The sequence below is a fragment of the Streptomyces sp. NPDC046303 genome, assembly GCF_055588085.1.
This window is the reverse complement of sequence record NZ_JBVJFA010000001.1, coordinates 141,211-155,141: the sequence shown is the minus strand read 5'-3', so window position 1 is coordinate 155,141 and position 13,931 is coordinate 141,211. Positions and strand designations below refer to the sequence as shown.

Below are 13,931 nucleotides of genomic sequence, written 5' to 3'. Positions count from 1 at the left end.
ATTACACCGGCAGGACGGAGGCGTGGCGGGCGGGCACGCCGACGCGCGACACGCCCCGTAAGCCGTTCGGGCGCCGGGGCGGCCGGGGCTCACATCCTGACCATGCGCAGGTAGCGCCTGATGTCGGGAAAGACCTGCGCCAGTACGGCGAGCAGTGCGGCGGTGGCGGCCCCGCAGACGACGGCCTTCTTCATGGGGTTCTCCTCAGTGCGCGGGAAGGCGTTGCGGTCTCGTCGTGGAGCAGGTCCAGCACCATGCGGACGGCCTGCGGCACGGCCGCGGCCACCGGTGGGCTCAGGCCGATGCCCTCCTCGACCGAGGCCGGTTCGCAGCCGACGACCAGCGTCCGGCGGGGCGGAGCGGTTCCGGTGCCGGCGCACAGGGTGTCCAGCAGCGCGAGGACCGCGTCGGGGGACATGTGGTGGCCGTCGAGGACGGCGCCGCCCGGCCCGGCGCTCCCGTCGGGCTCGATGAGGTAGAGCGTGCCCGGCTCTCCGCCGCGTGCGGTGGCGTCGACCAGCAGAAGCGTGTCGTAGCCGTCGAGGAGCTGGTAGGCGAGGTGCACTCCGCGTACGCCGAAGTCCACCGCCTCCACCGCGTCGGGCAGTGGGTGCGCGGACAGGGCCCGCACGGTCTCGACGCCGAAGCCGTCGTCTCCGAGGAAGACGTTGCCGATGCCGGCGACCAGCGTTCTGCGGCTCACGCGTCCTCCAGGGGGGTGACCTCGTCGGGCTGGAAGTAGAGGAAGCGGCCCTGCTCCCGCCGGATGTCCGCACCGGGGTCGCCCTCGACGGTCACGGCGAGGTGCACTCCCCCGTCGACGTCGTGCAGCACCGCCTCGACCCGGGCGGCCATGCCCTGGAGGAACAGGTCCTGGGCGTCGGTGCGGCGCAGGCCGGGGCGGAGCAGGACGCGGCTGCCCGCGCCCACGGGGGCGCCGTCGACGAGGATCCGGTCGCGCACCGGGTCGGCGGTGTCCTCCCGGGCCGGGTCCCACCAGGGGGTGTCGGGCCGGAACACCCCGTCCCCGTCCGGGGGTTCGGTGCCGGTTCCGGGGAGGTCCCGGTGCGCTGCGCCCGGGTCGGTGATCTCGCGCAGGGCGCGCACCGCCCCGTGCAGCCGTTCCAGTACCTCGGGCGGCATGGTGTCGGCCAGGTCGATCACGGCGGCGGCGCGGGCGTCCGTACCGCGTGCCTCGCGCTTCTCCCGGTCGGTGAGGGCCGCCGTGCGCAGGGCGAGGATCTCGTCGATCTCGGTGGCGTCGTACATGGCCCCGGCGCTTTCGGGGGCGATGGCCGGGTGGTCCTCCAGGATGATCGGGGAGGACAGGACCACGTCGGCGCGGCCGCGTTCGCCGGCCAGGACGGGCCAGGTGTGGCGGTTGACGCAGGAGGCGACGGGTTCCCGGGCCCATTCGGGCGGGTCGGTCATGGAAAGGAAGGAGCCGGCGCTGAGGCCCAGGAGGAGGTGCGCGGCGACCAGCGAGCGGGGCAGGGCCGCGTCGCGGCCGGCCGCCGCGTCCGGCGGGGTCGACGGGCTGGTGTTCTCCACGACCGCGGTGAGCTTGAACACGCGGTAGGCGCCTTCGAGTTCGGTGGCGCGCAGGCGTACCACGCCCTCGACCTCCTCGGTGCGCCGCACCAGGCGGCCGACGCGGCGGCCGTCGGCGTCGAGGACGGGCTCGGTGGTCTCGCGGGCGGGGCGGCGGAAGGGGAGCGCGACTCCTTCCCCGGCCAGTTCGGCCACGCCGGCGGAGAGCTCGACCCGCTCCTCGGCCCCCTCGTCCCAGGGGACGAGGACCCGGTCCGCCAGGTGCAGTTCGGCCACGTCCGTGAACGTGCCGTCGGGCAGGGCCTGTTGGACGGTGCGGCGCTGTGCGTGCAGGAAGCGCAGCTCGACGGCGAGGTGCGCGGCGCCCTTGGGCTCCATGAGGATCTCGGTCTGCTGGTGCGCGTGCTCCCCGTGCGCCGGCCCCCACGCGGGCGGGACCAGGACGCCGAACTGCCAGCGCAGCCGGTTCTTGGCCGCCGAGGCCCGGTACGGGTAGAGCACGTAGCCCTCGAAGAGGACGGCGTCGGCCACCTGCCGCGCGGTGGCGAAGCGGGAGTCCGGCGCGGCGGTGGTGGTCATGGCGCCGTCCTCTCGGCGGAACGGGGCAGGACGGAGCCGAACCGGAGGGGCGGCGGGTCCGGCGGGTCCGGCGCGGGCGGCGGGTCCGGCGCGGGCGGCGGGTCCGCGGCGGCGGCCGTGTCGAGGAGGGTGCGTACGGTGGCCTCCCAGGAGGCGAGGGCGTGCCGCGAGCGGAAGGCCAGCAGCTCGGCCATGGTGTCGCGGGGCAGCCGCAGCCAGCCGGAGCCCGGGAAGTGCTGCTCGATCATCTCCCGCCACACGGATACGGGCAGGCGGTACGGGGCTTCCCGGTCCCAGGGCACGGGCTCGACCCGGAAGCCGCCGGCGCCGGTGAAGGCGGTGCCGGAGAACAGCATCAGCAGTGGCGCCTCGCCCTCCCGCAGGGCGTGGAAGTAGCGGGTCGCCGCGATGTCCATGTCGTAGGTGCAGGGGACGGCCAGGTCGGTCTCGGTCTCCCCGGTGAAGCCGGGCACCATGAGCGCGACCTGGGCGAACTGCACGGGCTGGAGGGTGCTGCCCCAGCGGCTGCGCTCGCCGAACAGGTCGGCCAGGCCCTCGGCCTCGGCGGGGCCGTAGCCGCGCCGGGCCGGTTCGATGCGGATCTGGCAGCGCAGGGCGAGTGCGTGCACCCGGGCGTTGCCGGCGGCGGTGATCCGCAGCCGGAAGACGAGGGTGGGGCCGGCGGCGTGGGCGTCGGCGCGCACTCCGGTGCAGGTGAAGCGGAGGTCGGTCATCGCGGCGGCCCCCCGGCTGCGCCGGCCGGGACCTTGGACCGGCGCTCCACCTGGTCGAAGAAGGCGTCGAGGGCGGCGCGGGCCTCGGCTCCGCCGTCGAAGCCCTGCCACAGCAGCCTCATGCGGCCCACCAGTTCGTAGCAGATGTCGATGGGCACGAGGTAGCAGGCGGTGCGGCCCTCCGAGCGGCGCAGCAGGAGGGCTTCCACATCGGGCTCGAGCAGCGCGGCCAGGCGTCCGCGGCCGAGTACGTTCTGCCAGGTCTGCGGGTCGAGCTCGCTCTCGGTGGCTCCGGCCGGGCTCGGGTAGAGCGCGACCAGGCGGTCGAGGGCGGCGTTGCGGAAGAAGAAGGCGACGCCGACCGGGATCCCGAGCAGCTCCCAGGCTCCCTCGTCGAGCGGATGGCCGGGGTCGGTGAGGTAGCGGTCGGGGACCGCGCGGTACCGCCCGGTGGGGGTGCCCGGCCGGTCGAACAGCAGGGCGCAGGCGGTGCAGGCGCAGACCAGGACCCGCTTCTCGGTCTCCACGAGGTGGCGGTGGGCGTCCTCGGGCACCACTGCCGCGCACAGTTCGCAGGTTTCGGGCCGCGGCGGGCGCGGGCCGGCGAACCGCCGCAGGCCGCGCGGTGCGCCCGTACGCTCCGGGTGCCGGTTCACGGCACCCGCGCCGGGTCGTGCGGGCGGGCGGAGATCTGGAGCAGGGCGGGCTGCGGGGGCGCCTGCTCCACGTCCACCCGGGTGACCTCGGGGGCGAAGGAGGCGAGCACGTCCTCGAGGGTCTGCCGGGCGCCCGGCCCGCCGGCGCCGCCGCACCCGCAGCCGGCGCCCTCGGAGGCGGAGCGCAGCCGCAGCACCCCGGTGCTCTCGTCGAAGCCCAGCACCTCCACCGGCTCGCCGGCGGCGGCCAGGGCGCGGGAGATGCGGGTGTGCACGTCCTCGGGGTGGAGGTCGTGCAGGGCCAGCAGGCTCGCGATGAGTTCGTCGTCGAGCAGCGGGCGCAGCGGCGCGTCGCCGAGCCGCCCGACGAGCCGGCCGAGGCCCGCCCCGTAGAAGTCCATGAGGACGCGCACGAGTTCCTCGGCGGCCGCGCACGCCTCCCGGTCGCCGGTGGCGGCGAGCCGGTCGAGCACCTCCTCGACGCGGCGGCCCGCCTCGCGGGCGTCGACGGCCGGGCTCATCCGCCCAGTCCGCTCAGACCGGTGGGCACGTGCATGGTCTTCACCGTCTTGCCGCCGCCCACGTACATGTGGACCCCGCACGGCAGACAGGGGTCGAAACTGCGCACGGCGCGCATGATGTCGATCCCCTTGAAGTTCTCCGGGGGGTTCTCCTCGAAGATCGGCGTGTTCTGGACGGCGTCCTCGTACGGTCCGGGGGTGCCGAAGGTGTCGCGGGTGCTGGCGTTCCACGGGGTCGGCGGGTACGGGTGGTAGTTGGCGATCTTGCCGTCGCGGATCACCATGTGGTGCGAGAGCACGCCCCGTACGGCCTCGGTGAAGCCGACGCCGATGGACTCGTCCGGCACCTCGAACTTCTCCCAGGTCTGGGTGCGTCCGGCGCGGACCTCGGCCAGCCCCTTCTCGGCGCAGTGCAGGGCGATGGCGGCGGCGTACGCCTGGAAGTAGGTGCGGGCCCGGTTGCGTTCCAGGGCGTTGCTCCACTTCGGGATCTGCCACTCGAAGCGCGTTTCGGGCTTGGTCATCGTCTTTGGCAGGTTGATGACCACGCTGTGCCCGGTGGCCTTGACGTAGCCGACGTCGACGAGCCCGGACAGGGCCGTGGACCACAGGCGCGCGATGGGACCGCCGCCGGTGTCGAGCGCGAGGTGGTCCTTGCCGTCGAACCAGCGGGGCGACATCACCCAGCTGTACTTGTCGTCGAAGTCCCGCTTCTGCGGGGCGGGGATGGTGTGCTGGTTCCAGGGGTGGCGGGGGTCGACGGGGTTGCCGAGCGGGTCGTGGGTGACGAACTGCTCCTGGCCCGCCCAGTCGTCGTAGTACGAGCTGCCGAGCAGGATGCGGATGCCGAGGTTGATCTCGGTGAGGTCGTTGGTCACCAGCTTGCCGTCGACGACGACGCCCGGGGTGACGAACATCTTCCGGCCCCAGTCGGACATGTTGGCGTACGTGAAGTCGCAGTACTCGGGGTCGTTGAGCGCGCCCCAGCAGCCGAGCAGCACACGGCGCCGGCCGACCTCCTCGTACCCGGGCAGGGCCTCGTAGAAGAAGTCGAAGAGGTCGTCGTGGAGCGGGACGACGCGCTTCATGAACTCCACGTACCGCATGAGGCGGCTCATGTAGTCGGTGAAGAGCTGCACGGAGGCGATGGTGCCGACGCCGCCCGGGTAGAGGGTGGAGGGGTGCACGTGGCGGCCCTCCATCAGGCAGAACATCTCCCGGGTGTAGCGGCTGACCTGGAGGGCCTCGCGGTAGAACTCGCCCTCGATGGGGTTGAGGGAGCGCATGATGTCGGCGATGGTCTTGTAGCCGTGGTCACCGGCGTGCGGGGCCTCGGTGCGCTCGGCCAGCTCCAGGACCCCGGGGTTGGTCTCGCGGACCATCTTCTCGCAGTAGTCGACCCCGACCAGGTTCTCCTGGAAGATGTTGTGGTCGAACATGTACTCCGCCGACTCGCCCAGGTTGATGATCCACTCGGCGAGGTGGGGCGGCTTCACCCCGTAGGCCATGTTCTGCGTGTAGACGGAGCAGGTGGCGTGGTTGTCGCCGCAGATCCCGCAGATGCGGCTGGTGATGAAGTGCGCGTCGCGGGGGTCCTTGCCGCGCATGAAGACGCTGTAGCCGCGAAAGACCGACGAGGTGCTGTAGCACTCCGCGACCCGCTTCTGCTTGAAGTCGATCTTCGTGTGGATGCCGAGGCTGCCGACGATCCGCGTGATCGGATCCCAGGCCATCTCCACCAGGCCGCTGCCGTCACCGGCCGCTTTCGTCTTCGGTGCCATCGTGTCTGCCGTGACCCTTCTCGCTGCTGTGCTGCGCGGAGTGCGTGGACGGAGTGAGGACGTGCGGGGCGGTCACCAGGGCGGGCGGTAGCCGGTGGTCAGTTTCCGGCCGGTGCGGCGCCACTTCGGCTCCTGGTCCACGGTGTGCGCCGTGACCGCGCGGAGCCTGCGGACCACCGCCCCGTAGGCACCGCTCGCCTTGCTGGACACCTTGGCGCCCGGGGGTTCGTCCATGAACGGCATGAACTTGTCGGGGAAGCCGGGCATCGTGCACGCGATGCAGATGCCGCCGACGTTGGGGCAGCCGCCGATGCCGTTCATCCAGCCGCGTTTGGGCACGTTGCACTTGACGACGGGACCCCAGCAGCCCAGCTTGACCAGGCACTGGGGCGAGTCGTAGGTGTGCGCGAACTGGCCCTGCTCGTAGTAGCCGGCCCGGTCGCAGCCCTCGTGGACGGTGGCGCCGAACAGCCAGGTGGGGCGCAGTTTGTCGTCGAGCGGGATCATCGGGGCCGCGCCGGCCGCCTGGTAGAGCAGGTAGGTCAGGGTCTCGGAGAAGTTGTCCGGCTGGATGGGGCAGCCCGGCACGCACACGATCGGGATGCCGGCCTTCGAGGTCCAGTTCCAGCCCAGGTAGTCGGGCACGCCCATGGCTCCGGTGGGATTGCCCTCCATGGCGTGGATGCCGCCGTACGTGGCGCAGGTGCCGATGGCGACGACGGCGAGGGCCTTGGGGGCCAGCCGGTCGATCCACTCGCTGGTGGTGATGGGCTGCCCGGTCTCGGGGTCGTCGCCGAAGCCGCACCAGTAGCCCTCGGGCTTGATCTTCTCGTTGGGAATGGAGCCTTCCACGACGAGCACGAACGGGTCGATCTCGCCCCGCTCCCCCTTGAAGAACCACTCGATGAACGTGTCGGAACCACCGACCGGGCCGCATTCGAAATCGATCAGCGGCCAGTGCACCGCGATCTTGGGCAGCCCCGGCAGGGCGCCCGTCACGATCTCCTCGATGCTGGGCTGCATGGCGGCGGTCAGGGAGACGGAGTCGCCGTCGCAGCTCAGTCCCGCGTTGATCCAGAGGATGTGGATCGGGGGGTCTTCGACCGTGGCCGACGTCGCTGGATCCATGGGGATGCCTCCTCGGGGAGGTGCTCGGGGCGGGGTGCGGGGCGGGGCCGCCGCGGCGGCCCCACCCTTCTTGCTAGCAGCCGGGCACCCGGCGCGCCGCGTCGTGCGCGGCCAGTCCAGTGACCTGGCGCTGCCGCGAGGGCAGCGGGGCCGTGTGCCGGCCGGGCACGGCGCGCGCGAGGTGGGGTGGTGTGGCCGTCGCGGGCTCCTTGCGGACGAAGGCGCGGCGCAGGGCGTGGTACGGGGCGTGCGGGTCGAAGAAGGTCTGCCGCATCAGGGCCAGCTCCGCCTCCCGGTAGGCGGCCAGCGGCTGCTCGGCCTCGTCGCGGTCACGCAGCGCCTTCTTGGCGGCGATCCGGGAGGCCGTGGCCGGCAGGGCTGCCAGTCGCGCCGCGAGCCGCGCCGTCTCGCCGGCGAAGGCCTGGGGCGCGCAGGGCACCGTACGGTCGGCCAGCCCCAGCCGCCGTGCGGCCTCCGCGCTCAGCGGCAGGGCCTCGGTGGTGAGGCGCTCGGCGACGCCGGTGCCGACGCGGCGCGGCAGGGTGTACGTCCAGAACTCGGAGCCGTGCAGTCCCATCAGCCGGTAGTGCGGGTTCAGGACCACGCCGGAGCGGCACCAGACCTCGTCGGCGGCCAGGGCGAGCATGGCGCCGCCGGCGGCCGCGTTGCCGGCGAGCGCGGCGACGACCAGGCGGTCGGTGGTGGTGAGCACGGCCTCGACCAGGTCGTCCATGGCGTTGATGTTGGCCCAGGACTCCTCGGCCGGGTCGTCGGCCGCCTCGATGACGCCCAGGTGGATGCCGTTGGAGAAGAAGTCGCGGCCGCCGCCGAGGACGAGGACGGTGGTGGGGCGGGCGCAGGCGATCCGGTAGGCGTCCAGCAGGCGCCGGCAGTGGTCGGTGCTCATCGCGCCGCCGGGGAAGGAGAAGGACAGGAAGCCGGTCTGCCCCTCCTCCCGGTAACCGATGTCGGACCAGGTGCGCCGGCGCACGTCGGTGTGCAGCGGGGCGGGATGCTCCCGCAGCGTGGGCAGCCGGCCGGCGAGGGCGACGGTGGCGGGCAGCTTCGGGGCGGCGGGCCCGCCGGGGGTGCGGGGGGCGCGCAGTTCGGGGATCCAGACGGCGCCGTCGGCGGTGGCCCGGCAGAGGGCGCCCGCCCGGGTGGCGAGCAGGTCCCCGGGCCGGCCGCGCAGGCGGTCCTCGGGGTGGCCACCGTGCAGGAACCAGGGGGCGCCGAGCAGTTCGTCCCGTACGCCGGGCTGTGAATCGGCGGCACGCAGGGTGCGCAGGACACCCGCGGTGGAGTCCGTCTCCCAGTCGATCCGGCGGTGCTCCTGGCGCATCGCGGGGCGCGGGTGTCCGGTGGTCTGCGGCTGCGGGGTGTACGTACCGGAGGCGAAGCGGCGGACGGCGAGGAGGACGGCCTCCAGGGCGGCGTCGGCGATCTCTCCGCGGTAGAGGTCGCTCTTGCCCACCGGCGGCAGGGGGCAGTCGGCGTGGGCCCAGACGGGTCCGGCGTCCATCTCGGCCTCGGCCTGCAGGACGGTGACGCCCCATCGGGCGGCCTGTGCGTGGAGGGCCCAGTCGAGCGAGGCGGGGCCGCGGTCGCCGACCGGTCCGGGGTGGACGATCAGGCAGGTGTACGCGGCCCACACCTCCTCCGGGAGGGCGGTGCGCAGTATCGGCGCGATGACGAGGTCGGGCCGGTGCCGGTGGACGGCAGGGGCCAGGGGCACGTGGGGCAGGGCGAGTTCGACCGCCACGCTGTGGCCGTGGTCGCGCAGCTCGGCGTGGACCCGCTGGGTGAGGCTGTTGAAGGCGCTCGCGACGAGCAGGACGTGCACGTGATCTCCCAGCGGCGGCCCGGAGCCGCGACGCCGAAGCGCCTCGGCGGATCATGGCCGGAGCCCGACGCGCACGTCATGACCGGCCGCCTGAGATGGTCGGGCACCCCGGCGGCGGCGCGCCCGGCGCCGAGCGGGGGTGTCACCCGAAAGCGCAGCCTGCGGGCGCCACTCGGCCTAGGGTCGTGTGCCGCCCGGGGTCAGCGGGCGGCGGCGCGGGCGGTGCAGCTGCGGGCCACCTCGGCGGCGAAGGCCCGGGCCGGCGGGGCGAGGGCGGACCAGCGGCGGACCGCCCAGCCGACGGCGAGGGGCGGCAGTCCGGGGACGGGGACCAGGCGCAGCGGGCCGTCGGTCCCGGGGACCCGCCAGCCGGGCAGCGCGGGTACGACGGCGTGGCCGAGCCCCAGTTCGGAAAGGAGCAGGGCGGTGTCCCAGTCCGCGACGCTGGTGTCGGAGCGGACGCGGATGCCGGCGTCGGCGAAGGCGGCGTCGAGGCGGGCGCGGGAGGCGGAGTTCTCGGGCAGCCGGATGTGGCGGATCCCGGAGAGATCGGCGAGTTCGATGTGCGGGCGGGCGGCGAGGGGGTCGTCGGCCCCGACCGCGAGCACCCAGGGGAGTTCCATCACGGGGCGTTGCTCGATGCCGCGGACCGGGGCGCCGATGGTGATCCAGGCGAGGTCGAGGTCGTCGGCGGCGAGGGCGTCGAAGCAGCTGCGGCTGGAGTTCTCGGTCTGGAACTCCAGGCTCACCCCGGGGTGCCGGCTGCGGAAGGTGACGACGGCCTCGGACATGAAGTGGCGGACGGTGGTCGCGCCGGTGGTGACCCGCACCGAGCCGCCGCCTCCCCGTACGAGGTCGTCCAGGCGGCGCAGGGCGCCGTCGAGGCCGGCGATGCCGTCGGCGGCGGCCGCCTGCAGGATGCGGCCGGCTTCGGTGGGCACCACCCCGCGGGCGTGGCGCTCGAGCAGGCTCGTGCCGGTCTCCTTTTCGAGGCGGCGGACGTGCTGGCTGACGGCGGACTGGGTACGGCCGAGGTCGCGGGCCACGGAGCTGAGGCTTCCGGCGCGGCAGACGGCCACGAACACGCGGAGGTCGTCGAGGGTCATGAGCTCCAAGCTATCGCTTGGGTACGGGGAGCAAATCGGTGGATTGACTTGGGTGTCGGGCCGGACCAAGATCGAGGCAGGGCCCGGGCGGCAACCCGTCCCGCGTCGGCGCCACGGGGTCCGGACCCCCGGCGCGGAGGTCGGACGGGTGCCGACCCACCACTTCGCGGAAGGACGCGCCCGTGCCGGATGAAGTCGTCGCATGGCTGCGGGAACTCGGCGCCGAGCGCGTCCCGCATCCCGGCGGAACCCTGCTCGTCCACCTGGTGCGGGTACGGCAGCTGCTCGCCTCGTGGGGAGCGCGGCCCGAACTCCGGCAGGCGGGGCTGTGCCACGCCTTCTACGGGACGGACGGCTTCGCGACCGCCCTGCTCCCGCTCTCGCGGCGGCCGGAGCTGGCCGCGGTGATAGGCGCCGGGGCCGAGGAGATCGTCTACTTCTACGCGTCCTGCGACCGGGCGGCGTCCTATCCGACGCTCGGCGGGGCGCAGGCGGCCTTCCGGGACCGGTTCACCGGCCGGGTCCACTCCCCCGCCCTGGAGCTGCGCCGGGACTTCGCCGAACTGTCGGCGGCCAACGAGCTCGATCTGGCGCGCACCGATCCCGCCTTCCGGGCGAGGTGGGGCGCGGAACTGCTGTCGCTGTTCGGCGGGTTCCGCGAACTGCTGAGCGAGCCGGCCTGGCGGGAGTGCCAGGCCGTGCTCGGCGGCTGACGCGTGCGGTCAGGGGGTGAAGGTCCAGCGTTGGGCAGCGGTGTCGTTGCAGGCGGCGCGGGCGAGGAGGGTGCCGTTGGCGGTGCCGGATCCGGCCGGGGCGAGGCATTGGCCGCCGGTGCGCAGGGTGCTCTGGGGGCCCGCCTGCCAGGTCTGGCCGGCGCTGCCGTCGCAGGTCTGGATGGTCACGCGGGCGGCGGAGCCGTCCAGGCAGACCCCGGCGAGGCCGGTGAGGCGGCCGTCGCCGTGCAGGGTCCAGCGCTGGTTCGGGCCGCCGTGGCAGGTGTAGAGGGTGGGCTCGGTCCCGGGGGTGGTGGCGCTGTGCGGCAGGTCGATACAGGTGGCCGAGGCCGCGTTGACGAGGGTGGCGTCGGCCGGCAGCGGGGCCGGGCGTCCGGTGAGGGTGATTTCGGCGGCGCTGGTCCAGGGGCCGCGTCCGCCGGCCTCGGTGAGGGCCTTCAGCTTCAGGTAGCGGCCGCTCTTCACGGACAGGGCGGCGCTCTTGGCGGCCGCGGTGTCGGCGAAGGAGCCGCTCGCCACGGGTGAGCCCCAGTCGGCGGTGGTGTCGGAGACGTAGACCTCGTAGTCGCCGATGCGGCCGTTGACCCCGCCGTCCTGGCGGGGCAGGTAGCCGAGGCCGTCGACCGCGTAGCGGGCGCCGAGGTCGAGCTGGATCTCGTGCGGGAGCGCGGCCGGCTTCCCGGAGGACCAGGCGGTGTGCCACAGCGTGGCCGGGTCGCCGTCGAAGGCGTTGACGGCGGCGCCGTCCTCGGCGGCGGTCTCCTGGCTGTCGGCCGAGACCAGGGACCAGCCCGACTGCGCGATGGGGCTGGAGGACGGCAGGGCTCCGGCCGCCGGAACGGTGGTGCCCGCCGCCGAGACGCTGAACGCGCCCGACTTCGCACCCGTCTTGACCCACAGGATTCCGGAGCGGTCCGCCGGGTCGAAGAACCAGCCCGTGGCGGCCGTGTCGTAAGCGGCCTTGGAGGTCAGTCGGGGCAGGGCGGCTCCGTCCGCCGTGAGGGCGGTGGGCGCGGAGGCCACGTGGAGGGTGAACTCGTAGCCCCGGGAGGCCGGCTTGCCGGTGTAGCTGCCGGTGGGGGCCCCGACGGAGACGGTGACCGTGCCGGAGCCCGAGGCGGGGGCGGTGACGTCGACCCGCTGGCGGGCGTAGGCCCCGGACTGGTGGGCGCGGGTGAGGCCGTCGTCCTCGTACAGGCTGAAGGAGGAGCTGCCGCGCGGGTGGATGTCGTAGGTGAGGGTGGAGACGGGCTTCTCGCCGGTGTGGTTCATCTGCGGCCACATCGGCACGATGGCGCCGCCCTTGACGAAGAGCGGCAGGGTGTCGAGCGGCGCCTGGTAGCCGTTCAGCCATCCCGGGCCCGCGTAGGTGCGGCCCGTCCAGTAGTCCGTCCAGGTGCCTGCGGGCAGGTAGATCCCGTCGCGGACGGAGGTGTCGGAGACGACGGGCGCGACGAGGAGGGAGTCGCCGGCCATGAACTGCCCGCTGGTGAGGTTCCCGCGGGCCACCGGGTCCTCGGGGTACTCGAGGACCATCGCGCGGGTGCTGGGCACGCCGGTCTCGTGCGCCGTCCGGCTCATCGTGTAGAGGTACGGCATCAGCCGCATCTTGAGCTGGAGGTATTTGCGGTTGATGGAGAGGTACGGCTCCGCGAAGCGCCAGGGCTGCTTGTCCTGGTAGCCGGCTGACGGGTTGGTCGCGCCCCAGCCGGACATGGTCATGAAGGCGGGGGTGAAGGCCTTCCACTGGAGGTCGCGGGTGTACGTCTTGGGGCTGCCGCCGAAGATTCCGTCGACGTCGCCGGCGGCGTAGTTCAGGGCGGACAGGCCGGCGCCGGCGATGGCGGGGACGTGCCAGCGCATGTCGTCCCAGGTGCCGTGGGTGTCGCCCGTCCAGACGACGGCGTTGCGCTGGGTGCCGGCCCAGCCGTCGACGGTCCAGACGAAGCGCCGGGCGTCGGAGTTCCGCTCGATCCCGTCGACGGCCTGCTGCACGCCGTCGAAGGCGTATTCGTAGCCGCTGCCGATCCAGGCCACGTCCGTCTTCACGCCGCGGGAGCCGGCGTTTCCGACTTCGTCGGCGATGGAGCCGAGCCCGGTGGAGGTCCACAGTCCGGTCTGGAAGCCCTTGGCCTTCAGCGCGTCCACCGTCGACTTGAGGGGCGCGGTGTAGCCGCAGCCGTAGCCGTCGTTGGGCAGGAACCAGCCCGAGGGCATGTCGGCGGCGCGGGCGTCGGCCGCGTACCCGACGACGTCCGGGGTGGTCTGGTGGCGGAGGCGGCCGTGGTCGCCCTGGTAGTCGGGGTTGGAGGCGTTGAAGCAGTCGGCGTTGCCCAGCTCGAAGCCCCACATCGGTGCCATGAACGGTTTGCCGCTGACGTCGGTGTACGCGTCGAGCACGGACTTGAGGGAGTCGCCGGTGAAGTACCAGGCGTCGAAGCGCTTCTCGTCGTGGGTCAGCGCGGTGGGCGCGTTGAAGGCGTACGAGCCGGGGGCCCAGGTGTTGCGCATGACGCCGTAGCCGTTGGTCGACATGTAGAAGGGAGCGGGGCTGGCGTTGTTGTTCTCGCGCCACTTGTTGTCGACCGCGACGGGGACGGTCTTGCCGCGCAGCGCCCACTCGCCCAGGCGCAGGCCGGTGCCGTAGAACTGCTCGTCCGCGCCCCGGGCCAGGTACTGGGTGGTCTGGCTGCCGGTCCAGCTGGTGGGCTGGGTCTCCTGCCAGACGGGTGTGGTGTTGTCGGCCCGGTAGACGGAGAACCGCAGGGGCGACTTGTTGACCCGGATGGACAGGGCTCCGGTGGTGATCCGGTAGTACGCGCCCGCGTCGGTCCAGCTCGTCGTGACGGGGCCGAAGTCGGTGGTCGGGGCGAGGTCGGTGCCGGCCGGGTCGTGGGTGAAGGCGCCGTCGGGCGAGAGCCAGAGCCGGAAGATGTCGGCCCGGGCGACGACCACGCGGGCCTTCGCGCCGCTGGAGGCCGTGACGGTGAAGGTGTTGCCGGCCTGGCTGAAGCCGGTGGCGTTGCCGGCGGTGGCCGTGGCACCGGCGGGCGCCGCGGCCGCGGGCGAGGCGACCGGCCCGGCGGCGGCCAGGCCCGCGACGGCGAGAGCGGCGGCGAGGAGCGCGGACCGGGTCCGCCGCAGCCGGGGCGGGCGGTGGGGCGGAATCCCGCCCCACGCCCTGGTGCCGGCCCCGGCACTGGTCCTGGTCCTGGTCCTGATCCTGGTCCTGTGGATGCCTGGCAGTCTCATGGGGCAGCTCCTCGTGCGGTCCGGGTCGCGGACACACCTCTTTGGC

The 13,931-nt window shown here is 73.4% G+C and carries 12 protein-coding genes; 1 reads left to right on the top strand and 11 read right to left on the bottom strand.

Annotated elements, in window-relative coordinates; translation table 11 throughout:
- Positions 1-89 precede the first annotated feature (89 nt).
- The 10 genes from ACZ6I1_RS00700 to ACZ6I1_RS00655 all read right to left on the bottom strand — a co-directional run bounded on the left by ACZ6I1_RS00700 (position 90) and on the right by ACZ6I1_RS00655 (position 9,899).
- Complete coding sequence (locus tag ACZ6I1_RS00700; RefSeq protein WP_469281600.1) at positions 90-194, bottom strand: DUF6893 family small protein; 105 nt, start codon at positions 192-194, stop codon at positions 90-92.
- Entirely contained in the window at positions 191-703 is a 513-nt protein-coding gene (locus ACZ6I1_RS00695; protein WP_469281598.1) for a hydrogenase maturation protease, read from the bottom strand. Before ACZ6I1_RS00695 ends, ACZ6I1_RS00700 begins: the two co-directional genes overlap by 4 nt.
- On the bottom strand, positions 700-2,130 hold the full coding sequence (locus ACZ6I1_RS00690) for a hypothetical protein (RefSeq protein WP_469281596.1): 1,431 nt from the start codon (positions 2,128-2,130) through the stop codon (positions 700-702). Before ACZ6I1_RS00690 ends, ACZ6I1_RS00695 begins: the two co-directional genes overlap by 4 nt.
- Positions 2,127-2,864, bottom strand: coding sequence for a DUF6084 family protein (locus tag ACZ6I1_RS00685; protein WP_469281594.1), 738 nt, complete (start codon positions 2,862-2,864; stop codon positions 2,127-2,129). Before ACZ6I1_RS00685 ends, ACZ6I1_RS00690 begins: the two co-directional genes overlap by 4 nt.
- A complete protein-coding gene (locus ACZ6I1_RS00680; protein ID WP_469281593.1) occupies positions 2,861-3,520 on the bottom strand; it encodes a DUF5947 family protein in 660 nt (219 codons plus the stop codon). The genes ACZ6I1_RS00685 and ACZ6I1_RS00680 overlap by 4 nt, the downstream gene beginning before the upstream one ends.
- Positions 3,517-4,041, bottom strand: coding sequence for a hypothetical protein (locus ACZ6I1_RS00675; RefSeq protein WP_469281591.1), 525 nt, complete (start codon positions 4,039-4,041; stop codon positions 3,517-3,519). Before ACZ6I1_RS00675 ends, ACZ6I1_RS00680 begins: the two co-directional genes overlap by 4 nt.
- Positions 4,038-5,822 (bottom strand): nickel-dependent hydrogenase large subunit, encoded by a 1,785-nt coding sequence (locus tag ACZ6I1_RS00670; protein WP_469281590.1) that lies wholly within the window; start codon positions 5,820-5,822, stop codon positions 4,038-4,040. The genes ACZ6I1_RS00675 and ACZ6I1_RS00670 overlap by 4 nt, the downstream gene beginning before the upstream one ends.
- 72 nt (positions 5,823-5,894) lie before the next feature.
- A complete protein-coding gene (locus ACZ6I1_RS00665; protein ID WP_469281588.1) occupies positions 5,895-6,950 on the bottom strand; it encodes an NADH-quinone oxidoreductase subunit B family protein in 1,056 nt (351 codons plus the stop codon).
- A gap of 73 nt (positions 6,951-7,023) precedes the next feature.
- The gene (locus ACZ6I1_RS00660; RefSeq protein WP_469281586.1) at positions 7,024-8,793 is read right to left on the bottom strand and encodes a hydrogenase maturation protein; all 1,770 of its coding nucleotides are present in this window, start codon (positions 8,791-8,793) and stop codon (positions 7,024-7,026) included.
- A gap of 200 nt (positions 8,794-8,993) precedes the next feature.
- Positions 8,994-9,899 (bottom strand): LysR family transcriptional regulator, encoded by a 906-nt coding sequence (locus tag ACZ6I1_RS00655; protein ID WP_469281585.1) that lies wholly within the window; start codon positions 9,897-9,899, stop codon positions 8,994-8,996.
- Between the two features lie 182 nt (positions 9,900-10,081).
- Here ACZ6I1_RS00655 and ACZ6I1_RS00650 point away from each other — a divergent pair, with 182 nt between their 5' ends.
- Positions 10,082-10,612: a DUF6817 domain-containing protein gene (locus tag ACZ6I1_RS00650; RefSeq protein ID WP_469281583.1), complete on the top strand. Its 531-nt coding sequence runs from the start codon at positions 10,082-10,084 to the stop codon at positions 10,610-10,612.
- A 9-nt stretch (positions 10,613-10,621) separates the two neighbouring features.
- On the opposite strand, the gene ACZ6I1_RS00645 is transcribed toward ACZ6I1_RS00650, so the two are convergent.
- Complete coding sequence (locus ACZ6I1_RS00645; protein WP_469281582.1) at positions 10,622-13,885, bottom strand: TIM-barrel domain-containing protein; 3,264 nt, start codon at positions 13,883-13,885, stop codon at positions 10,622-10,624.
- Positions 13,886-13,931 lie beyond the last annotated feature (46 nt).